Source organism: Leisingera sp. F5 (assembly GCF_001593695.1).
Genome location: NZ_LUKH01000008.1, coordinates 79325 through 99742 on the forward strand (window position 1 = coordinate 79325; position 20418 = coordinate 99742).

The following is a 20418-nucleotide window of genomic DNA, read 5'->3' on the forward strand; positions in this document are numbered from 1 at the left end:
CTGAAACAGCCATGAAAAAAGGGGGCTTGCGCGTGACAATCCCGGCCAGACTCCGTATAAAATCCTGAAGCAAAGACAGGAAGATGTGAATGTCCGGAAACGAGCAGGCCCCCGCAGAATATGGCGCGGATTCCATCAAGGTTCTCAAAGGGTTGGAGGCAGTTCGAAAACGCCCCGGCATGTATATCGGGGACACCGACGATGGCTCGGGCCTGCACCACATGGTGTATGAGGTCGTGGACAACGGCATCGACGAGGCGCTGGCAGGCCACGCCGATCATGTGACAGTGAAAATCCACGCTGATTCCAGCGTATCCGTCAGCGACAACGGCCGCGGCATTCCGGTGGGCATCCACGAGGAAGAAGGCGTGTCGGCGGCTGAGGTCATCATGACCCAGCTGCATGCCGGCGGTAAATTCGACAGCAACTCCTACAAAGTTTCGGGCGGCTTGCACGGTGTGGGTGTCTCGGTGGTGAACGCACTCTCCGACTGGCTGGAACTGCGCATCTGGCGCGACGGCAAGGAGCATATTGCCCGCTTTGAGCGCGGCGACACGGCCAAGCACCTGGAAGTGGTTGGCGACTGCGGCGATCGAACCGGTACCGAAGTCCGCTTTATGGCATCGACTGATACTTTCTCGAACCTGGAATACTCGTTTGAGACACTGGAAAAGCGTCTGCGCGAGCTGGCCTTCCTGAACTCCGGCGTGCGGATCATCCTGGAAGATGAGCGGCCGGCCGAGAAGCTATCATCCGAGCTGTATTATGATGGCGGCGTCAAGGAGTTCGTCAAATATCTCGACCGCCACAAGACCCCGGTGATGGAAACCCCTGTCTACATCATCGGCGAGAAGGACGAGATCGGTGTTGAGATCGCGATGTGGTGGAACGACAGCTATCATGAAACGGTGCTGCCCTTTACCAACAACATCCCGCAGCGCGATGGCGGCACCCATGTTGCAGGATTCCGCGGCGCGCTGACCCGGACCATCAACAACTACGCGCAGTCTTCGGGTATCGCCAAAAGGGAGAAGATCTCCTTTACCGGTGATGACGCCCGCGAAGGCCTGACCTGCGTGCTGTCGGTCAAGGTGCCGGATCCTAAATTCTCCAGCCAGACCAAAGACAAACTGGTCTCCTCCGAGGTGCGTCCGGTGATCGAGAGCCTGATGGGGGAAAAGCTGGCCGAGTGGTTCGAGGAAAACCCCAATCAGGCCAAGCAGATTGTCGGCAAGATCGTGGAAGCCGCACTGGCGCGCGAGGCCGCCCGCAAGGCGCGCGAACTGACCCGCCGCAAAACGGCGATGGATGTGAACTACCTTGCCGGCAAGCTGAAGGACTGCTCTGAGAAAGACCCGTCCAAGACCGAAGTCTTCCTGGTCGAAGGGGATTCGGCCGGCGGTTCCGCCCAGACAGGCCGGGACCGGATGACCCAGGCGATCCTGCCCCTGCGCGGCAAGATTTTGAACGTGGAGCGGGCGCGGTTCGACCGGATGCTGGGCAGCCAGGAAATCGGCAACCTGGTGATGGCGCTTGGCACCGGCATTGGCCGTGATGAGTTCAACATTCAAAAACTGCGCTACCACAAGATTGTTATCATGACCGATGCGGACGTGGACGGTGCCCACATCCGTACGCTGCTGCTCACCTTCTTCTACCGGCAGATGCCGGAGCTGATCGAGGGCGGCTACCTCTACATTGCGCAACCGCCGCTTTATAAGGTCGCGCGCGGCAAGTCTGAGGTCTACCTCAAGGACCAGGCGGCACTCGATGACTACCTGATCAACCAGGGTGTCGATGGCGCTGTGTTGAAACTCGGCGACGGCTCTGAGGTGGCCGGTGCCGACCTGACCCGGGTGGTGGATGAAGCCCGCCAGCTGAAGCGCGTTTTGGATGCCTTTCCGACCCACTATCCGCGCCATATCCTGGAACAGGCCGCCGTGGCCGGCGCCTTTGTGCCTGGTGCGGTGGATTCCGATCTGCAAGGCGTAGCCGACAAAGTGGCGCAGCGGCTTGACCTGATTGCGCTGGAATATGAGCGCGGCTGGCAGGGCCGGATCACCCAGGATCACGGCATCCGCCTGGCCCGCATCCTGCGCGGCGTCGAGGAAGTGCGCACCCTGGACGGCCCGATGCTGCGCTCCGGCGAGGCGCGCAAGACCGGCAGCTTTACCCAAAGCCTGCAGGAAGTCTACGGCACCGCCTCCCAGCTGATCCGCCGCGACCGCAGCCAGATAATTCACGGACCGCTGGATCTTTTGAAAGCGATTCTTGAGGAGGGCGAAAAAGGCCTCTCGCTGCAGCGCTACAAGGGCCTGGGCGAGATGAACCCGGACCAGCTGTGGGAGACCACACTGGACCCGGACGCCCGGACGCTTCTGCAAGTGCGGATCGACGATATGATTGAGGCGGATGACCTGTTCACCAAGCTGATGGGCGATGTTGTCGAGCCCCGGCGCGAGTTCATCCAAAAGAACGCCTTGAGCGTTGAAAACCTGGATTTCTGATCGGTTGTAGGGATCCCCATAGTACTGCGGATACCCCATAGTTCTGCGGATTGGGTGGTTGGTATTGAGGCGACCGCTCGGCGTTGCTGTCTCTTCATCACATCGGCCATACTGCCTTGCAGGCGGGCCTGTTCATATCGGAAAGTGACTACGAGGAAACCGTCCGAATCTACCTGATGGCACATCGCCCGCCGTTCTCCATGGGGTGCAAGCTCGGTGTGAGGTTGGAGCGGCTCAGGAGGAAAACAAAGAATTCGCCCACGGGCGTCTATGCGAGCTCAATCGGCCAGCATTCGCTCGCTACGTGCGACAAGGAGCGCCATGACAAGATCGTCGTGGACTCGAAATGTTTGCTCTCCGATTTCGATCCGATCAGCCCCAGGCACATCAAACCAGGTATCTGCATCAAGGTCAGACATAGTTGCGTCGTCCCGAGAGCCGTTGAAGAGAATACTGTAAGCGTTGCTCTGCGGGTCAAGGAACCGACGTGGCCACCATTGATGGCCGATGCTCTTAGATGAAATATGCCAAACATACCCTGACTTGTTGTAGGCGGCGAGAATGCAAGGTTCCTTCTCCATCTCAACGAGCCGATACCTGCACGCTTGGGAGACCGGGTCAGAAGCGAAGGCAGGTGCTGGTTGCTGGATCGAGTTCTACAACCGAAAACGTCCCCATTTCGCGCTTGGCGGCAAACCGCCAGCCGTGGCCTATTGGCTGAGAAATGACGAAACCAAACCCGGTCAGCAGGAGCACAGAGTAGCTTAATTTACGTCCGAACCTGTCCAACGATTGGGGAGTAGCTCACCCGGTGCGTGAACAACGATGAGGATGCTTCGCAACAGGGCGCGTGCTCTTCAGTCAAGCCGGGCCGGCGGTTTCACAGGCCGAGCGGTTCGAGACCTGCTGCTGCCTTTTCCAAATCACTGTTGAAACATGGGTTTGTCCCAAAATTGTTTGCGCCATTCGCGATTGGAAGCGCTCCGGAAACATAAAACATCGTTAATTTTGATTGTTTGAATGTTTGGTGTTGCCAAATCTACTGCCTGCGAAATGATTCAGATCAAAGTGCAGAATGACTGTCCTGCGCATTCTCCTGCCAGCGAAGCGGCGCTGTTCAGAAAACCGGAATCAGATGCGGCCTTTTCCGGCCGGCTTGCTGCGCTACACTTGTAAGAGCCAAGGAGGACAAAAAATGTCCGAACAGCCAAGCAAAGCCGAAGAGCGGAACACCTTCCTGTTCCTGGCCGTGGTTCTGGCGCCAGTTCTGGCAGTGGGAATCGTCGGCGGATACGGCCTGATGATCTGGATCTCCCAGATCTTCCTGGGACCACCCACAGGTTAAAGATTCAGGTCAATGCCAGCACATGCCAGCACAGCCCCCTCGCGGCGCGCCTTCCTGACCGGAAGAGTGGCCCGCCCGGACCCGGAATTCCGTCCGCCCTGGACGGATGAGGCCCAGGTTCAGGCGTATTGCACCAGTTGCAATGCCTGCGTGGAGAACTGCCCGGAGGAGATCATTGAACTCGACAGCCGCAACCGCCCGCGGATCAGTTTCCGGGGCGGTGAATGCACCTTTTGCACAGCTTGTGCCGAAGCCTGCCCTGAGCCGGTGTTCGATCTGGATCAACCCGCCCCCTGGTCAGTGACCGTGGATATCGGCAGCAACTGCCTCCTGTCTGCCGGCATCTCCTGCCAGCTGTGCACCGACATCTGCGATCCGCGCGCCCTGAGTATGGACCTGTCGGTCCGCCCCGTCGGCGCCATCCGAGTTGACGCCGAGGCCTGCACCGGCTGCGGCGCCTGCCTTGCCACTTGCCCGAGTAATGCCATCGCGATCAGCGATCCCCGCCAGCAAAGGATGTCCGCGTGACAGAAGAAATCCATATCTCCAGCCTGCTGGTGCGCAGCAACCCGGCGCAAATGGAAGGTGTCCTGACCGATATCAAGTCCATGCCGAACGCCGAGATTTCGCAAACGGATCCCTCAGGCAAAATCGTTGTTCTGTTCGAAGCGGACAGTGACCGGGCCATTGGCGATGCCTTGGCCAAAATCCAGCTTCTCGACGGCGTCGCCAGCGCGGCGCTTGTCTTCCATCAAACCTGCGATGCGCAGGACCTCGCCCTTGAAGAAGGAGTCCCCCAATGACCGGACTTACCCGCCGTGACGCCATCAAGGCGCAGGCCGCTGCAGCAGCGGCGCTTGCTGCCGGGCTGCCAATCCCCGCCGCCGCGCAGAACCTTGTCACCGATGCCAGCCTGACTGAATTGAAGTGGTCCAAGGCGCCCTGCCGGTTCTGCGGCACCGGCTGCTCGATCATGGTCGCGACCAAGGCCGGCCGGGTGGTCGCCACCCATGGCGACACCCAGGCCGAGGTGAACCGCGGCCTGAACTGCGTCAAAGGCTACTTCCTGTCCAAGATCATGTATGGTGCCGACCGTCTGACCACGCCGCTGCTGCGCAAGACCAATGGCGAATATGACAAAGAGGGCGAATTCACCCCGGTCAGCTGGGATGAAGCCTTTGATATCATGGCCGAGAAGTGGAAGAAGACCCTGGCCGAGAAAGGCCCCCAGGGCATCGGCATGTTCGGCTCCGGCCAGTGGACGGTCTGGGAAGGCTATGCCGCCTCCAAGCTGATGAAAGCGGGCTTCCGGTCCAACAACATCGACCCCAACGCGCGCCACTGCATGGCCAGCGCGGTGGGTGGCTTCATGCGCACCTTTGGCATCGATGAGCCGATGGGCTGCTATGACGACTTTGAGAACGCCGACGCATTCGTGCTGTGGGGTTCGAACATGGCGGAGATGCACCCGATCCTGTGGACGCGCATCACCGACCGCCGCTTCAGCCATCCGCATGTGAAGGTGGCGGTGCTGTCGACCTTCACCCACCGCAGCTTTGATCTGGCCGATATCCCGGCGGTCTTTAACCCGCAGACCGACATGGTGATCCTGAACTACATCGCCAATTACATCATCCAGAATGATGCGGTGCATAAGGACTTTGTCGGCAAACACGTCAATTTCCGCCGCGGCAATCAGGACATCGGCTATGGTCTGCGTCCTGAACACCCGCTGGAGCAGGCGGCTGAGAATAATGACAAGGCAGGCGGCTCCGAGCCGATGTCGTTTGAAGAATTCGCCGAATTCGTTTCCGAATACACGCTTGAAAAAGCCGAGGAAATGTCCGGTGTTCCGGCCGAGACCCTGGAGAAGATCGCCAAGCTTTATGCCGATCCCGACACCAAGGTCATGTCGCTGTGGACCATGGGCGTCAACCAGCACACCCGCGGTGTCTGGACCAACAACCTGCTGTACAACATCCACCTGCTGACCGGCAAAATCTCCACCCCCGGCAACTCGCCGTTCTCGCTGACCGGCCAGCCGTCGGCCTGCGGCACCGCGCGTGAGGTGGGCACCTTCTCGCACCGTTTGCCTGCGGATCTGGTGGTGAAGAACCCCGAACACCGCGCCTTTGCGGAAAAGATCTGGAAACTGCCCGACGGCACCGTGCCCGGCTGGGTCGGCTCCCACGCGGTCAAGCAGAACCGCGACCTGAAAGACGGCAAGATCAACTGCTACTGGGTGCAGGTGAACAACAACATGCAGGCCGCCCCTAACATGATGGAGGAAGGGCTGCCGGGCTACCGCAACCCTGACAATTTCATCGTGGTGTCCGATGCTTATCCGACGGTGACCGCCGAGGCCGCCGACCTGATCCTGCCCGCTGCGATGTGGGTGGAAAAGGAAGGCGCCTATGGCAACGCCGAGCGCCGCACCCAGTTCTGGTATCAGCTGGTCAACGCGCCGGGTGAATCCAGATCCGACCTTTGGCAGCTGGCGGAATTCTCCAAGCGCTTCACCACCGATGAGGTCTGGCCGGCCGAGCTGTTGGATGCGAATCCCGAATACAAAGGCAAGACCCTGTTCGACGTGCTGTTCGCCAACGGCAAGGTCGACCAGTTCGAACTGACCGAGACAGCCAAGGAGTACGGCAACCAGGAATCCGAGGACTTTGGCTTCTACCTCCAGAAGGGCCTGTTTGAGGAATACGCTGAGTTCGGCCGCGACCACGGCCACGACCTGGCACCCTTCGACACCTATCACGAGGTGCGCGGCCTGCGCTGGCCCGTGGTGAACGGCAAGGAAACCCGGTGGCGGTTCAAGGAAGGCTCCGACCCGTATGTGACCCCCGGCGCGGATTACGAGTTCTACGGCAAGCCCGACGGCAAGGCGGTGATCTTCGCACTGCCCTATGAGCCGCCGGCAGAAAGCCCGGATGACGAATACCCGATGTGGCTGGCCACCGGCCGGGTGCTGGAGCATTGGCACTCCGGCTCAATGACTCAGCGGGTGCCGGAGCTGTATCAGGCCGTCCCCGACGCGCTCTGCTACATGCACCCGGATGACGCCAAGGCCCAAGGGTTCAGGCGCGGCACCGAAGTGCGGATCATCTCGCGGCGCGGCGAAATCCGCACCCGGGTTGAAACCCGCGGCCGCAACAAGCCGCCGAAGGGTCTGGTGTTTGTGCCTTGGTTCGATGCGCGCCGGCTGATCAACAAGGTCACGCTGGATGCCACCGATCCGATCTCGAAACAGACGGATTACAAGAAATGCGCAATCCGTATCGAAGCAGTGTGAGGCCCGTCATGAAACATCTCCGTCTCGCCATTCTGGCCGCTCCGCTCCTGCTGGCCTCAGCCGCCTTTGCCCAGAACCAGGTCGCCACGCTGCGCAATACCGCGCCGCTGGGCGAACAGGGCGAAGCCACCCAGATCCCCGGCGTCGTCAACACCGACATCCGCCAGGTGCGCAACTACCCGGACCAGCCGCCGCTGATCCCGCACAAGACCGACAATTATCAGGTGGATCTCAACTCTAACAAATGCCTGTCCTGCCACAGCCGCACCGCGGTGGAGGTCAGCCAGGCGCCGATGATCTCGGTCACCCACTTCATGAACCGCGAGGGCCAGACCCTCGGCGCGGTCAGCCCGCGGCGGTATTTCTGCACCCAGTGCCATGTGGTGCAGACCAACGCCCGGCCGCTGGTTGAGAATGAGTTCGTCGATGTCGACAAGGTGCTGGACTACGTGCACTCCAAACAGGGCGGGTCTGACTGATGTGGGGTTTTCTGAAACGTCTATGGTGGATCATCAAGCGTCCCAGCGCCTATTTCTCGCTCGGCTTTCTGACCATGGGCGGCTTTGTGATGGGGATCATCTTCTGGGGCGGCTTCAACACCGCGCTTGAGGTGACAAACACCGAGGCCTTCTGCACCAGCTGCCACGAGATGCGCGACAACGTGTTCGAGGAGCTGAAGCCGACGATCCACTACTCCAACCGCTCCGGCGTGCGGGCGTCCTGCCCGGATTGCCACGTGCCGCACCAATGGTCCAACAAGATCGCCCGCAAGATGCAGGCCTCCAAGGAGGTCTGGGGCAAGATCTTCGGCACCATCAACACGCGGGAGAAATTCCTGGAGCACCGGCTGGAACTGGCGCAGCACGAATGGGCGCGGCTTGAGGCAAACGACAGCCTGGAATGCCGCAACTGCCACTCGGATGAGTCGATGGATATCACCCGCCAGTCCAAGCGGGCCGCGGACGCGCATGAGCGCTTTCTGTTCACCGGCGAAAAGACCTGCATCAACTGTCACAAGGGCATTGCCCACCAGCTGCCCGACATGGCCGCGGCCGAAGGCGAAGACCACGCAGGTCTGCTGGCCCCGGCCCGCGGCGAGGGTCTCCTGGCCAGCACCCGCAGCTACCTGGGCCTGAGCGGCGACTGACGCTGCCAGCCCCGCAAAACACGAAAAGACCGCTGTCCCGATGGGCAGCGGTCTTTTTATTGGTAGAGTTACAGCGGGATGCTGCCTAGATGATCCTCGCCGCGCTCGCGGGCCAGTTTCATCTGCTTCTGCCGCTCGCGGAACCGCACCTTATCCGCGTCCGAGGTCTGATCAATGCACAGGTGGCAGCTGACGCCTTGTTCGAACTCGGGCCGCGCCTTGTCCTCTGGCAGGATCGGACGGCGGCAGCCGTGGCATAGCTCATGCGGGCCTTCCTCCAGCCCGTGGCCGACCGACACCCGGTTGTCGAAGACAAAGCATTCTCCTTCCCAGGTGCTGTTGTCCGTCGGCATTTCCTCCAGATAGCGCAGAATGCCGCCCTTCAGGTGATAGACATCCTCCACCCCTTGGCCCAGCAAGTAGTTGGTGGATTTTTCGCAGCGGATGCCGCCGGTGCAGAACATCGCAACCCGCTTGTTGTGAAAACGGTCCTTGTTCTCTTCCCACCAGGCGGGGAAATCGCGGAATGACTCGGTCTTGGGGTCGATCGCGCCTTCAAACGTGCCGATCGCCACCTCGTAGTCGTTGCGCGTGTCGATCAGCACAACATCGTCCTGCCGGATCAGGTCGTTCCATTCCTCCGGTTCGATGTAATGCCCGACGGAGGCCAGCGGATCCACGTCCGGCTGGCCCATGGTGACAATCTCTTTCTTCAGCCGCACCTTCATCTTGCCAAAGGGCGGCTCGGCAGCGGTTGCCTCTTTCCACTCCAGCCCCGCACAGCCGGGCAGGGACTTGATATGTGCCAGCACCGCGTCGATGCCAGCCCGCGGGCCGGCGATGGTGCCATTGATCCCTTCCTGCGCCAGCAGCAGCGAGCCTTTGACATCCTGCGCCTGGCACAGGTCCAGAAGCGCCGGCCTGATCGCGGCGGGGTCGGGGAAACGGGTGAAGTGATAGAGGGCAGCAATCGTGTACATGCCCCGCCCTTAGAACCATGTGCCCGGGTTTTCAAGTGAAAGAACCGCTGTCGCAACGCCAATAAAATAAGGGCTTTGGATGTATCTTTCCTGTCTCGCCGGGGCGCAGGCGGCCAACAGCAGTTCCCAAGCCCCGCCTGCACCGCTACATATTGTGTGCGCAGTATAGGAGATGCCGATGTCCCACGCCTTGATCGTTGTCGATGTGCAAAACGATTTCTGCCCTGGCGGGGCGCTGGCGGTGCCCGGCGGGGATGAGGTGGTGGCCCCCATTAACGCAATGATGGACCGTTTCGATGCGGTGATCCTGACCCAGGATTGGCACCCGGCGGGGCATTCCTCCTTTGCCTCCTCGCATCCCGGAAAGGCACCGTTTGAAACCACGGAAATGCCTTATGGTACTCAGGTGCTGTGGCCCGATCACTGTGTGCAAGGCACCGAGGGCGCCTCCTTTCACAACGACCTGCGCACCGATGGCGACCTGATCATCCGCAAGGGCTTCCGGCCGGGGATCGACAGCTATTCGGGGTTCTTCGAGAACGATCAATCCACCCCCACCGGGCTGGAGGGCTACCTGCGCAGCCGCGGCATCACTAGTTTGACCCTGGCTGGGCTTGCCACTGATTTCTGCGTTGCTTTCACGGCCCTGGATGCGGCGCGGTTGGGGTTTGGTGTGACTGTGGATCTGGCCGCCTGCCGCGCTATCGACCTGAACGGATCGCAGCAAGCTGCTCTGAAGAAAATGGCGAGTGAAGGTGTCAATCTGCAATCTTAAGAAGATAGAGGCGAAATGTTAACAAAGGCATTGCTAAGCTGTGCGGGCACCCGGACAGATGCCAAGGCTGATTGATGGACACTTCGGACTGGACCGGCAACGGACCGCTGGCCAAATTCAGTAAGCGATATGGCTCGCTTGAGCTGCTGCTGCGCTATTGCCGCGGCCGTGTCCGCGCGTTCCGGGCCCGCCTGCTGTTCATGCTCTTTGCTTTTGGCGTTCTTGGCATGGCCGTGCCGCCGCTCTACGCGCTGCTGGCTTTTGCGCTTGCGCTTGCCGGGGATGTTGCGGACTGTCTTCTGCTGCGCCAGGCAGAACACCTGGTCCGCGGCGGGATGAGTGAAGGGCGGCTGCGGCTGCTGACGGCGCTGACTGCCTTTTTGCACGCCTTGGCGCTTGGCGCGGCCGCGTCGGTCCCGTTCTGGGTCGAAACGCCGGCACTGCTGCCGCACGCGCATAATGAGCCGTTGTATACCATCGGTTTGCTTACCGGGATGGCGATCAACGCAGGGCTGGTGCTGCCCTACCACCCGCGCGCTGTCCTTGCCAGACTTGTCACCTATGCTGGGTTGCCGGTGGCCTTTCTGGCAGCGGAGATCGTTGAAACACCGGTCCTGGCGCCGACGTATTATCTGCATCTGGCCGGGCTGCTTGTGCTTTTTGCCTCCTTTTTCTGGTTTCTGACCTATGTTATGCGTAATTTCAGCGGGACCCGCAGCGCAATGCTGGCCCAGGTCCTTCAGCAGGAAGAACTGGAAGCCGCCTATGTCCGGCTGTCCGATCAGAAAATGGAGGCCAAGCGCCTGGCGCTGGTTGCCAAAAATGCCAACGACAGCGTGATGCTGATGGACCGCGACGGGCGCATCACCTGGGTGAACGACAGTTTCACCCGCATCACCGGTTACAGTTTTGACGAGGCGCAGGGCCAGTTGCCCGGCGATCTGCTGAACAGCGGCGAGACGGACGCTGAGACTATCCAGCAGCTGCAGGACAGCGTTCTCCATGCGCGTCCTCTGCGGGTGGAAATACGCAACCGCTGCAAGAACGGGCGGCGGGTCTGGATCGAGACCAGCCAGGTGCCGATGCTGAATGCGGCGGGCGAGCTGGAAACCCTGATTGCGGTGGAGCGGGACATTACCGCCGCCAAGGAACATGCCCAGCAATTGGAACAGGCCCGTATCGCTGCCGAGGAAGGCGCCCGGGCCAAGGCTGATTTTCTGGCCACGATGAGCCACGAAATCCGCACACCGATGAACGGGGTGATCGGCATGGCGCAGCTGTTGCGCGACAGCAGCTTGAACGAAGAGCAAGCCCTATACGCCGACACCATCCTCAGTTCGGCGGATACCCTGCTGGCGCTGATCAATGATGTCCTCGACTTTTCGCAAATGGATGCCGAGGAACTTAATCTCAGCCAGGTCAACTTTGATCCGCACGCCTGCTTTGGGGATACCATCCGCCTCCTGCAGGCCCAGGCCGACGCTAAAGGGCTGGGGCTGGTCCTGAAAATAACGGGGCGTGTGCCCAGCCTGCTGCGGGGGGATGACCGGCGGATCCGGCAGATTTTGATGAACCTCACCGGCAATGCGATCAAATTCACGGATCAGGGCCGGGTGCTGGTGACATTGGATGCCGAACCTGCGGTATCAGGGGCAGGCCACGAGTTGTTGTTCACAGTGGCAGACACTGGAATTGGCATCGCCGCTGAGAAGCTTGGCAAGGTGTTTGAGCGTTTTTCCCAGGCGGATGCTGCAATCAGCCGCCGCTTTGGCGGCACCGGGCTTGGACTGGCCATTTCCCGCCGTCTGGCGGAAGCGATGGATGGCAGTATTGCGGTCACGTCTGAACCTGGCTTGGGGTCCTGTTTTACGGTGCGGCTGCGGTTGCAAGCGCCTCAGGCGGAACCTGAACAGGCGCCCGCTGCAACGGCCTATCCAGACGAGTCCCCGGCATTGGACGGCCTGCGGGTTCTGGTGGCCGAGGACAACGCGGTGAACCGGGTGCTGATTGAAAAATTCCTGCAATCCGCACCGGTGGAACTGGCCTTCGCCAAAAATGGCCGCGAGGCAGTGGCGCGTTTTGAGGACTTTGCCCCGGATGTCATTCTGATGGATATGTCGATGCCGGAAATGGACGGGCTGGAAGCCACCCGGATAATCCGTGCCCGGGCCCGCCTGCAGCCGGCCGTTGTGGCTCTGACCGCCAACGCGTTTGAGTCCGATCGTAAGGCTTGCCTGGATGCCGGCATGGATGACTTCATGAGCAAGCCGATCAACCGGGCTGCGCTATTAGACGTGCTGGGCCAATTGGCGCCCAAGGCACAAGCGCGCCGCACGGGTTGAATTCCTTGCCCCTGCAGGCGGGCTATTCTATCAATCAGTAACCCTTATGCACGAGGCTGCCGGTGGATATTGCAACCCGCGTCTACAATCACAAATGGAAGATCGATCCGATCGTCCGGTCGCTGATTGATACTGATTTCTATAAGCTTCTGATGTGCCAGTCAGTGTTCCGCAACAAACCGGACACCACTGTCACTTTCTCGCTGATCAATCGCTCCGCGCATGTGCCTCTGGCCGAACTGATCGACGAGGGCGAGCTGCGCGAACAGCTGGATCACATCCGCTCGCTGTCGCTCAGCCGCGGCGAAAGCACATGGCTGCGCGGCAATACCTTCTATGGCAAGCGGCAGATGTTCCGCCCCGATTTTATGGAATGGTTCGAGGGTCTGCGCCTGCCGCCCTATCATTTGGAGCGCAGGGGCGATCAGTACGAGCTGACGTTCGAGGGCAAATGGCACGAAGTCATGCTGTGGGAGATCCCGGCGCTGGCGGTGCTGATGGAGCTGCGCAGCCGCGCGGTGATCAACAGCATGGGCCGGTTTGAGCTGCAGGTGCTATACGCCCGCGCCATGACCAAGGTCTGGGAAAAGATCGAGCGCCTGCGGGACGTGGACGGGCTGACCATCGCCGATTTCGGCACTCGCCGCCGCCATTCCTTCCTCTGGCAGGACTGGTGCGTCCAGGCGATGCATGAGGGGCTGGGCGGTAAATTCACCGGCACCTCCAATTGCCTCATCGCCATGCGCCGCGAGGTGGAGGCGATCGGCACCAATGCCCATGAGCTGCCGATGGTCTATTCCGCGCTGGCTGAAAATGACGCAAAGCTGGCCCAAGCGCCCTATGACGTGTTGTCCGATTGGCATGACGAGCACGAGGGCAACCTGCGCATCATCCTGCCCGACACCTACGGTACACAAGGCTTCCTGGACCGCGCGCCTGATTGGCTGGCCGGCTGGACCGGTATCCGCATTGACAGCGGCGACCCGGCCAAGGGCGCCGAGGTGGCGATCAACTGGTGGAATGAGCGGGGCGAGGATCCGTCGGAGAAACGGGTGATCTTCTCCGACGGGCTTGATGTGCAGCAGATCCAGGACTTGCACGCGCAGTTCTCGGACCGTACCAAGATCTCATTCGGCTGGGGCACGCTGCTGACCAACGACTTCCGCGGGCTGGTGAAGGATAACGCGCTGGCGCCGTTTTCGCTGGTCTGCAAGGCGGTAGCCGCCAATGGCCGGCCAACAGTGAAACTGTCTGACAACCCGGAAAAGGCGATGGGGCCAGCGGATGAGATTGAGCGCTACAAGCGGATATTCGGCGTCGGCAAGCAGGAGCGGCAGGCGGTAATCGTTTGATAACACTTCGCCGGTTTTGCGGGGCCGACCCTGCCAGGCGGTACAATTAGTGGCAGAGCTTCTGCCCCAATGTTTCGCGCGCGAAACATTGGGGTAACAGTGCTGACCTAATCACGCACCCTAGCCGTGATGCGCTGCCACGGTCTTCAGCTGCGAAAACCCATAGAGCGCCTCGAACCCCTTTTCCCGCCCGTGACCGGATTTTCCGACCCCGCCAAAGGGCAGCTCCACCCCGCCACCGGCGCCGTAATTGTTGATGAATACCTGTCCCGCCTTCAGACGTTTCGCCAGCCGCATCTGCCGGGCGCCGTCGCGGCTCCAAACGCTGGCAACCAGCCCGTAATCGGTGCTGTTGGCAATCCGCAACGCGTCGTCTTCGGTGTCGAACGGGATCAGCACCTGTACCGGTCCAAAAATCTCCTCCCGTGCCAGCACGTGATCCGGTGGCACATCGGCAAACAGGGTTGGTTGCACATAGGCACCGCTCTCTGGCGTATGGGGACCGATTTTCCCGCGCCCAGCCACCGGCAGGTCCGCGCCTTGTTCCAGATAGCCTTCGACAATCTGCTTCTGGCGGGCAGAGATCAGCGGTCCGACCCGCAGATCCTCTGCTGCAGGCCCAACGGTCAGCGCTTCATAGGCCTCTGCCATCCGTGCCTTCACGTCCTCATAAACCCCGCGCTGCACCAGAATGCGCGAGGAGGCCGAACAGGTCTGGCCCGCGTTTTGAATCCCTGCATTCACAAGAAACGGCAAGGCGGCGTCCAGATCCGCATCGTCGAACACCAGTTGCGGAGACTTGCCGCCCAGCTCCAGCGTCACCGGCACCACATTGGCGCCCGCCGCCTGCTGCACCAGCGCGCCCGTGCGCACCGACCCGGTGAAGGAGATATGCTGCACGCCGGGATGCGCCGCCAGCGCCGCCCCGGCCTCGGCCCCCAATCCCGGCACCACGTTCAGCGCCCCGGCGGGCAGCCCGGCCTCAACCGCGATACGGGCAAATGCCAGCGCCGTCAGGCAGGCTTCTTCGGCAGGTTTCAGAACACAGGCATTTCCCATTGCAAGCGCCGCACCCACTGAACGCCCGATGATCTGCATCGGGTAATTCCAGGGCACGATATGCCCCGTCACACCATACGGCTCCCGCAGCGTATAGACGGTGTAGCCGCCGAGATAGGGGATGGTCTCTCCCGTCACCTTGTCCGCCGCGCCGCCGTAGAACTCGCAGTAGCGCGCCAGCGCCAGCGCATCGGCCCGCGCCTGGGTCAGCGGCTTGCCCACATCCATCGCTTCCAGCACGGCCAGTTGCTCCACCTTCTCCAGCACCAGCTGTCCGATCCGGGTCAGGATGCGGCCGCGTTCCAGTGGCGTCATGGCGCCCCATTCCCCGTCCAAGGCAGCATCTGCGGCCTGAACCGCAGCCTCGATGTCGGCGGCTCCGCCGCGGGGGATCCGGCAGATTTCGCTGCCGTCCGAGGGGTTCACCAACGGCAGGGTTCCGCCGCTGGCGGCAGGATGCCAAGCGCCGCCGATGAGGCACAGCGCGGGATCGAACCAGAGAGGGGAGGCGTCAGTCATCATGGGCTCCTGCAACGTCGAATGCGTAACTTTTGATCTGATGTCCGGTGAAGGGCGCGCCCTCGCGCAGGTCCCGGATGCCGGGCACAAGGCTGAGGCAGGTGCCCCAGAACGCCACTGCCTCGCGGGAGGATTTGGACAATCCCATGCGCCAGCGCCCCGGAAATTCCTGCAGGATAAGGCAGGCGGCTTCCTGGCCCCAACCCTGGCGGCGGTGCTGCGGCAGAATGCAGAACTCCGACAGTTCGCGCCGGTCATCGGGCAGGTTCAGCACAATGGCAAAACCAATGCGCTGGGCATCGTTTTTGATCCAGAAAGCCGTCACATCCTTGCGGTGCAGCATCTGGCCTGCACGCCCCGTAGGATCAATCACAGCGTGCGGCGCCGTTTCCGCAAAATAGGGTGCCAGCGCGGCTGCCAGCAAGGCCTGCTCCCGCGGCATAATCAACGCCAGCGACAGCGTCATGCGGCCCCCGTATCCAGATCGGGCAGCACCGGCGCGGCGGCGATCAGCTGCCGGGTATAGGGGTGCTGCGGATTGCTGAATACGGCTTCGGTTTCGCCCTGCTCGACGATCTCGCCCAGCTGCATCACCAGGCAGCGGTCAGTGATTGTCCGCACCACACTCAGGTCGTGACTGATGAACAGATAGGTGAGCGAATAGGCCCCGCACAGCTCTGCCAGCAGGTCGAGGATGCGGGCCTGGACCGAAACATCCAGCGCCGAGACCGCCTCGTCAAAAATGATCAGTTCCGGCCTTGTGATCAGCGCACGGGCAATCGCAATGCGCTGGCGCTGGCCGCCGGAGAATTGGTGGATGTATTTCTGCGCATCGTCCGGCCGCAGGCCAACCGCAGTGAGGGTTTCGGCGATCAAGTCTGCACGGGCGCTGCCGGTGGGCGGAGCCTCCAGCATGTGGAAGGGTTCGGTGATCAGCCGCTCCACCCGGTGGCGTGGGTTGAAGCTGCCGTAAGGGTCCTGGAACACCACCTGCATCTTGCGGCGGAGGCTGGGTTCCAGCTGAGTCGCGATGGGTTTTCCATCCAGGCGAATCACCCCGCTCTGCAGCGGCTCCAGCCCGAGAATCGCCCGTGTCAGGGTCGATTTACCGCAGCCCGACTCCCCTACCAGCCCCAGCCGTTCTCCGCGGTTCAGGGTGAAAGAGACATCGTTCACTGCGCGGAAGGTGCCGGGTTTGGAGAATAGCGATTCGCGTGATGTCCTGTAGTCGCGCACCGCATTCCTGACTTCCAGAAGCGGCACCGGGGCAGGCGGCTGGGGCAGTGCCACCTGATGGTTCGAGGCTTCAAACAGCATCCGCGTGTAGGGGTGGCGCATATTGCGCAAAAGCCAATCCGTGTGGCCGGTTTCCACCACTTCGCCGTGGCGCATGACGACGATCCGGTCGGCCAGGTCCGCCACCACCGCCAGGTCATGGGTGATGATCAGCAGCCCCATGCCATAGTCCTGCACAAGGTCCTTCAGCAGCTCCAGAATCTGCGCCTGGGTAGTTACGTCCAGCGCGGTTGTCGGCTCATCCGCAATCAGCAGCTTGGGGCGCAAAGCGATGGCCATGGCGATCACCACCCGCTGGCGCTGGCCGCCCGACAGCTCATGCGGATAGCGGGACAGCGCGAAACGGTCCTCGGGCAGGCCAACCCGGTCCAGCACCTCTCGCGCCCGGGCTTGGGCTTGTTCACGCGGCATTGCCTTGTGGATCAGGATCGTCTCCATCACCTGCGCGCCAATGGTCTTCACGGGGTTGAGCGCGGTCATCGGCTCCTGAAACACCATGCCCGCGGACTGGCCGCGGATCGCGCACATGCGGTCCTCGGACTGCTCCAGCAGCTGGGTGCCGCTCAGCGAGATGTAACCCTTGGCTTCCGCAAGGTCCGGCAGCAGCTGCATGATGGCAAGCGCGGTCATCGACTTGCCCGACCCGCTTTCGCCGGTGACTGCCACGATCTCGCCCGGATCAACGTGGAAGGACACATCCTTCAGCACCTGAAAGGCGCCGATGCTGACCGACAGGCTGGTAACATCCAGAAGCGTCATGCGCGCGCTACCCTCAGTTTCGGGTCGAGGTGGTCGCGCAGCCCGTCGCCCAGCAGGTTCAGCCCCAGCACGGTCAGTATGATGGCCAGGCCCGGCACCAGCGCCAGATGCGGGGCAAAGCTGACCATGGTTTGCGCATCGGCCAGCATCCGCCCCCAGCTGGGCGTGGGCGGCTGGGCACCCAGACCGACATAGGACAGCCCCGCCTCCGCAAGGATGCCGAGCGAGAACTGGATGGTGCCCTGCACGATCAAGAGGTTCATCACGTTGGGCAGGATATGCTCGGCGGAGATCCGGGCTGCACCCTTGCCCGCGACCCGCGCGGCCAGGATGAACTCCCGTTCCCACAAGGACAAAGCCGCGCCGCGGGTGATGCGGGCGAATACGGGGATGTTGAAGATGCCGATGGCAATGATGGCGTTGACGGCACCTGCGCCCAGCACGGCGGTGATCAGGATTGCGATCACCAGCGAGGGGAAGGCAAAGACCAGATCGTTGCCGCGCATGATCAACTCATCCAGCCACGACCCCTTGTGCGCCGCAGCCGCCAGGCCCAGCGGCACGCCCGCACCCATGCCGATACCAACGGCCACCAATGCCACGGCGATGGAGGTGCGGGCGCCGACCATGATCATCGACATCAGGTCGCGCCCGAAATGATCGGTGCCCAGCCAGTGCTGCGCATTCGGCGTTTGCAGCTTGGCCGGGATGTTCATGGCCGCGTGGTCAAACGGCGTCCACAGGAACGACACCGCAGCCGCCAGCAGCACCAGAGAAGACAGCAGGCCGCCAAGGATCAGGTTGCGGGTCATATCCGGCTCCTGAGGCGCGGGTCCACCAGCGCATAGGCGAGGTCGACCAGGAAGTTCACCGTAATCACCGCAAAGACCAGCAGCATCACCACCGACTCCACCACGATCAAATCGCGCGAGGAAATGGCTTGGAACACCAGCCGCCCGAGGCCGGGCAGGTAGAAGACCTGTTCAATGATGATGGCGCCGGCCAGCAGGAATGAAAACTGCAGCCCGATGATGGTCAGCACCGGGATCAAAGCGTTGCGCACCCCGTGCCGCCACAGCGCCTGACGGCGGGTCAACCCCTTGGCGCGGGCGGTGCGCATGAAATCCTCGCCCAGAATGTCCAGAAGGGCAGAGCGCATCACCCGCGTCAGGATCGCAGCCTGCGGCAGCGCCAGCGCAACGGCGGGCAGGGTGAGCGCATGGAGACCGGCCCAAAGCCCGGCGTCCCAGCCCGGAAAGCCGCCTGCGCCGAACCAGCGCAGGTTGATGGCAAAGATCAGCACAAGCATCATCGCAAACCAGAAATTCGGCACTGCAACGCCCAGCTGGGTTGCCCCCATCACCGCCATATCGCCCGGCTTGCCGCGGCGGGCGGCGGCGTAGATGCCGGCCGGAAAAGCAATCAGGGTCGACAGCGTCAGCGCATAAAGCGCCAGCGGCAGCGACACCCACAGCCGGTCCGCGATCATCCCGGCAACCGGCGTGCGGTAGGTGTAGGAGGTGCCGAAATCGCCGCTCAGCATGCCTGCCACCCATGTCAGATAGCGGGCCGGTTTGCCATGATCCAGCCCCAGCTCTGCCCGCAGCGCGGCGATGGTTTCGGGCTGCGCATTGACCCCCAGCATGAAGGAGGCCGGATCGCCCGGCGCCACCTCCACCACGAGGAAGATCACCAGCGAGGCCACGGCCAGGCTGAGGATCAGCGACAACAGGCGTTTCAGGGCATAATGCAGCATGGCTGCCACGTTAGGAGCCTGCCGTGAACGGGTCCAGTGGGTAGATTAGGAAAACCGCGCCTAGCCGGCAAAAATGCGCAACGTCAAAGGGTTGGGTGTTTGCCGCCCTGAAACAGGCGGCAGCCTCTTTGGCAGCAGACGGAATTCGGCTATCACTGAGCCATGCTGTCCCGCCCCCTGTTCATCGGATCAGAAATATACCGCGGCTCTTCCTATGGCTGCACCCATCCCTTGCGGGTGCCGCGGGTGTCGACCGTGATGGACCTCTCTCGTGCGCTGGGCTGGCTGCCGGACCAGGTCTATGTGAATTCCCCCCGCGCCAAGCCAACAGCGCTGACCGTTTGGCACACGCCCGAATACATCGCGGCGCTGCAGGCGGCGGAGGCGGCGCAGGCGGTGAGCGATGTGGTGCGGGCGCGGCATCATCTGGGCACCATCTCCAACCCGGTGTTCCCGGAAATCTTCCGCCGTCCGGCCACCGCGGCAGGCGGCTCGATCCTGGCGGGGGAGCTGCTGGCAAGCGGCGGCATCGTCTACAATCCGGCGGGCGGCACTCATCACGGGATGCCGGACCGGGCCAACGGCTTTTGCTATCTGAACGATCCCGTCCTGGCGATGCTGTCGCTGCGCCATCATGGGGCGCAGCGGATTGCCTATGTGGATATCGACGCGCATCATTCCGACGGGGTGGAGCATGGCTTTGCCGGCGACAGGGACGTGCTGATGATCTCGGTGCATGAGGAAAACCTCTGGCCCAAGACAGGCACGCTGGTGGAGGACGCGGGCGGCTCGGCCCTGAACATGCCAGTGCCGCGTGGTTTCAACGATGATGAGATGGCCCATATCCGAGACGCGCTGATTCTGCCCGCGGTGGAGGGTTTTGCGCCGGATGCCATCGTGCTGCAATGCGGGGCCGATGCGGTGACAGAGGATCCGCTGCCGCATCTGGATCTGTCGAATAATGCGCATTGGGCGGTGGCGCGGGCGCTGATGGGGATGGCGCCGCGGTATCTGGTGCTGGGCGGCGGCGGCTATAACCCCTGGTCGGTGGGGCGGCTTTGGACCGGGGTTTGGGCCACGCTGAACGGGTTTGATGTGCCGGAGCACCTGCCTGCGGCCGGCCAGGATGTGCTGCGCGGGCTGGAGTTCAACGGCAACCGCATGGGCCGCAACCCGCCTGAGCATTGGTTCACCACAGTGAGGGACCAGCCGCGCGGCGGTGAGGTCAGGCACGTGATCCGGGAGCGAGTGGCCTATCTGCGGGCGAGGCAGGGGTTGTAAGA

18 protein-coding genes and 1 pseudogene are annotated in these 20418 nt (G+C 62.0%); 12 read left to right on the forward strand and 7 right to left on the reverse strand.

Features of this window, described 5'->3' with window-relative positions:
* The first annotated feature begins 89 nt into the window (after positions 1 to 89).
* Entirely contained in the window at positions 90 to 2507 is a 2418-nt protein-coding gene (gene gyrB, locus A2I95_RS06795) for a DNA topoisomerase (ATP-hydrolyzing) subunit B (RefSeq protein WP_291729038.1), read from the forward strand.
* 278 nt (positions 2508 to 2785) lie between these two features.
* On the opposite strand, the gene A2I95_RS06800 is transcribed toward gyrB, so the two are convergent.
* Positions 2786 to 3088 (reverse strand): hypothetical protein, encoded by a 303-nt coding sequence (locus A2I95_RS06800; RefSeq protein ID WP_291729162.1) that lies wholly within the window; start codon positions 3086 to 3088, stop codon positions 2786 to 2788.
* Between the two features lie 7 nt (positions 3089 to 3095).
* Between A2I95_RS06800 and A2I95_RS06805 the strand changes: the two are divergent.
* The 7 genes and pseudogenes from A2I95_RS06805 to A2I95_RS06835 form a co-directional block, all read left to right on the forward strand.
* A pseudogene (locus A2I95_RS06805) lies at positions 3096 to 3275 on the forward strand (integrase core domain-containing protein); the annotation flags it as partial.
* Positions 3276 to 3702: 427 nt separating this feature from the next.
* On the forward strand, positions 3703 to 3852 hold the full coding sequence (gene napE / locus A2I95_RS06810; RefSeq protein ID WP_035919835.1) for a periplasmic nitrate reductase, NapE protein: 150 nt from the start codon (positions 3703 to 3705) through the stop codon (positions 3850 to 3852).
* 12 nt (positions 3853 to 3864) lie between these two features.
* Positions 3865 to 4380, forward strand: a complete 516-nt coding sequence (gene napF, locus A2I95_RS06815; RefSeq protein ID WP_291729039.1) for a ferredoxin-type protein NapF — start codon at positions 3865 to 3867, stop codon at positions 4378 to 4380.
* Positions 4377 to 4655 (forward strand): chaperone NapD, encoded by a 279-nt coding sequence (locus A2I95_RS06820; protein ID WP_291729040.1) that lies wholly within the window; start codon positions 4377 to 4379, stop codon positions 4653 to 4655. Before napF ends, A2I95_RS06820 begins: the two co-directional genes overlap by 4 nt.
* Positions 4652 to 7150 carry a nitrate reductase catalytic subunit NapA gene (gene napA, locus A2I95_RS06825; RefSeq protein WP_291729041.1) on the forward strand — a complete coding sequence of 833 codons (2499 nt, stop codon included), beginning with the start codon at positions 4652 to 4654 and terminating at the stop codon, positions 7148 to 7150. Before A2I95_RS06820 ends, napA begins: the two co-directional genes overlap by 4 nt.
* 8 nt (positions 7151 to 7158) lie before the next feature.
* Complete coding sequence (locus A2I95_RS06830) at positions 7159 to 7629, forward strand: nitrate reductase cytochrome c-type subunit (protein WP_291729042.1); 471 nt, start codon at positions 7159 to 7161, stop codon at positions 7627 to 7629.
* Positions 7629 to 8297, forward strand: coding sequence for a NapC/NirT family cytochrome c (locus A2I95_RS06835; RefSeq protein WP_291729043.1), 669 nt, complete (start codon positions 7629 to 7631; stop codon positions 8295 to 8297). Before A2I95_RS06830 ends, A2I95_RS06835 begins: the two co-directional genes overlap by 1 nt.
* A gap of 68 nt (positions 8298 to 8365) precedes the next feature.
* On the opposite strand, the gene A2I95_RS06840 is transcribed toward A2I95_RS06835, so the two are convergent.
* On the reverse strand, positions 8366 to 9277 hold the full coding sequence (locus A2I95_RS06840; RefSeq protein ID WP_291729044.1) for a rhodanese-related sulfurtransferase: 912 nt from the start codon (positions 9275 to 9277) through the stop codon (positions 8366 to 8368).
* 178 nt (positions 9278 to 9455) lie between these two features.
* On the opposite strand from A2I95_RS06840, the gene pncA reads away from it, so the two are divergent.
* From pncA to pncB, 3 genes are all read left to right on the forward strand, one after another.
* Positions 9456 to 10052: a bifunctional nicotinamidase/pyrazinamidase gene (gene pncA / locus A2I95_RS06845; RefSeq protein ID WP_291729045.1), complete on the forward strand. Its 597-nt coding sequence runs from the start codon at positions 9456 to 9458 to the stop codon at positions 10050 to 10052.
* Between the two features lie 74 nt (positions 10053 to 10126).
* Positions 10127 to 12394, forward strand: a complete 2268-nt coding sequence (locus A2I95_RS06850) for a PAS domain-containing hybrid sensor histidine kinase/response regulator (protein WP_291729046.1) — start codon at positions 10127 to 10129, stop codon at positions 12392 to 12394.
* A gap of 62 nt (positions 12395 to 12456) precedes the next feature.
* Positions 12457 to 13746, forward strand: a complete 1290-nt coding sequence (gene pncB, locus A2I95_RS06855) for a nicotinate phosphoribosyltransferase (RefSeq protein ID WP_291729047.1) — start codon at positions 12457 to 12459, stop codon at positions 13744 to 13746.
* A 120-nt stretch (positions 13747 to 13866) separates the two neighbouring features.
* Here pncB and A2I95_RS06860 read toward each other — a convergent pair whose 3' ends face one another.
* From A2I95_RS06860 to A2I95_RS06880, 5 genes are read right to left on the reverse strand one after another with little or no spacing between them, the layout of a single operon-like run.
* Positions 13867 to 15324 (reverse strand): aldehyde dehydrogenase family protein, encoded by a 1458-nt coding sequence (locus A2I95_RS06860; RefSeq protein WP_291729048.1) that lies wholly within the window; start codon positions 15322 to 15324, stop codon positions 13867 to 13869.
* Positions 15317 to 15790, reverse strand: a complete 474-nt coding sequence (locus tag A2I95_RS06865; RefSeq protein ID WP_291729049.1) for a GNAT family N-acetyltransferase — start codon at positions 15788 to 15790, stop codon at positions 15317 to 15319. Before A2I95_RS06865 ends, A2I95_RS06860 begins: the two co-directional genes overlap by 8 nt.
* Positions 15787 to 17379: an ABC transporter ATP-binding protein gene (locus tag A2I95_RS06870; RefSeq protein ID WP_291729050.1), complete on the reverse strand. Its 1593-nt coding sequence runs from the start codon at positions 17377 to 17379 to the stop codon at positions 15787 to 15789. Before A2I95_RS06870 ends, A2I95_RS06865 begins: the two co-directional genes overlap by 4 nt.
* Positions 17376 to 18191: an ABC transporter permease gene (locus tag A2I95_RS06875; RefSeq protein WP_291729051.1), complete on the reverse strand. Its 816-nt coding sequence runs from the start codon at positions 18189 to 18191 to the stop codon at positions 17376 to 17378. Before A2I95_RS06875 ends, A2I95_RS06870 begins: the two co-directional genes overlap by 4 nt.
* Entirely contained in the window at positions 18188 to 19135 is a 948-nt protein-coding gene (locus tag A2I95_RS06880) for an ABC transporter permease (RefSeq protein WP_291729156.1), read from the reverse strand. The genes A2I95_RS06875 and A2I95_RS06880 overlap by 4 nt, the downstream gene beginning before the upstream one ends.
* Before the next feature lie 162 nt (positions 19136 to 19297).
* On the opposite strand from A2I95_RS06880, the gene A2I95_RS06885 reads away from it, so the two are divergent.
* On the forward strand, positions 19298 to 20416 hold the full coding sequence (locus A2I95_RS06885; protein WP_291729052.1) for an acetoin utilization protein AcuC: 1119 nt from the start codon (positions 19298 to 19300) through the stop codon (positions 20414 to 20416).
* Positions 20417 to 20418: the final 2 nt, after the last annotated feature.

Excerpts from the sequence above, each read along its gene's own strand:
- gyrB (WP_291729038.1), top strand. The coding sequence starts at position 90 with ATGTCCGGAAACGAGCAGGCCCCCGCAGAATATGGCGCGGATTCCATC.
- A2I95_RS06800 (WP_291729162.1), bottom strand. The coding sequence starts at position 3,088 with ATGGAGAAGGAACCTTGCATTCTCGCCGCCTACAACAAGTCAGGGTAT.
- napE (WP_035919835.1), top strand. The coding sequence starts at position 3,703 with ATGTCCGAACAGCCAAGCAAAGCCGAAGAGCGGAACACCTTCCTGTTC.
- napF (WP_291729039.1), top strand. The coding sequence starts at position 3,865 with ATGCCAGCACATGCCAGCACAGCCCCCTCGCGGCGCGCCTTCCTGACC.
- napA (WP_291729041.1), top strand. The coding sequence starts at position 4,652 with ATGACCGGACTTACCCGCCGTGACGCCATCAAGGCGCAGGCCGCTGCA.
- A2I95_RS06830 (WP_291729042.1), top strand. The coding sequence starts at position 7,159 with ATGAAACATCTCCGTCTCGCCATTCTGGCCGCTCCGCTCCTGCTGGCC.
- A2I95_RS06835 (WP_291729043.1), top strand. The coding sequence starts at position 7,629 with ATGTGGGGTTTTCTGAAACGTCTATGGTGGATCATCAAGCGTCCCAGC.
- A2I95_RS06840 (WP_291729044.1), bottom strand. The coding sequence starts at position 9,277 with ATGTACACGATTGCTGCCCTCTATCACTTCACCCGTTTCCCCGACCCC.
- pncA (WP_291729045.1), top strand. The coding sequence starts at position 9,456 with ATGTCCCACGCCTTGATCGTTGTCGATGTGCAAAACGATTTCTGCCCT.
- A2I95_RS06850 (WP_291729046.1), top strand. The coding sequence starts at position 10,127 with ATGGACACTTCGGACTGGACCGGCAACGGACCGCTGGCCAAATTCAGT.
- A2I95_RS06860 (WP_291729048.1), bottom strand. The coding sequence starts at position 15,324 with ATGACTGACGCCTCCCCTCTCTGGTTCGATCCCGCGCTGTGCCTCATC.
- A2I95_RS06865 (WP_291729049.1), bottom strand. The coding sequence starts at position 15,790 with ATGACGCTGTCGCTGGCGTTGATTATGCCGCGGGAGCAGGCCTTGCTG.
- A2I95_RS06870 (WP_291729050.1), bottom strand. The coding sequence starts at position 17,379 with ATGACGCTTCTGGATGTTACCAGCCTGTCGGTCAGCATCGGCGCCTTT.
- A2I95_RS06875 (WP_291729051.1), bottom strand. The coding sequence starts at position 18,191 with ATGACCCGCAACCTGATCCTTGGCGGCCTGCTGTCTTCTCTGGTGCTG.
- A2I95_RS06880 (WP_291729156.1), bottom strand. The coding sequence starts at position 19,135 with ATGCTGCATTATGCCCTGAAACGCCTGTTGTCGCTGATCCTCAGCCTG.
- A2I95_RS06885 (WP_291729052.1), top strand. The coding sequence starts at position 19,298 with ATGCTGTCCCGCCCCCTGTTCATCGGATCAGAAATATACCGCGGCTCT.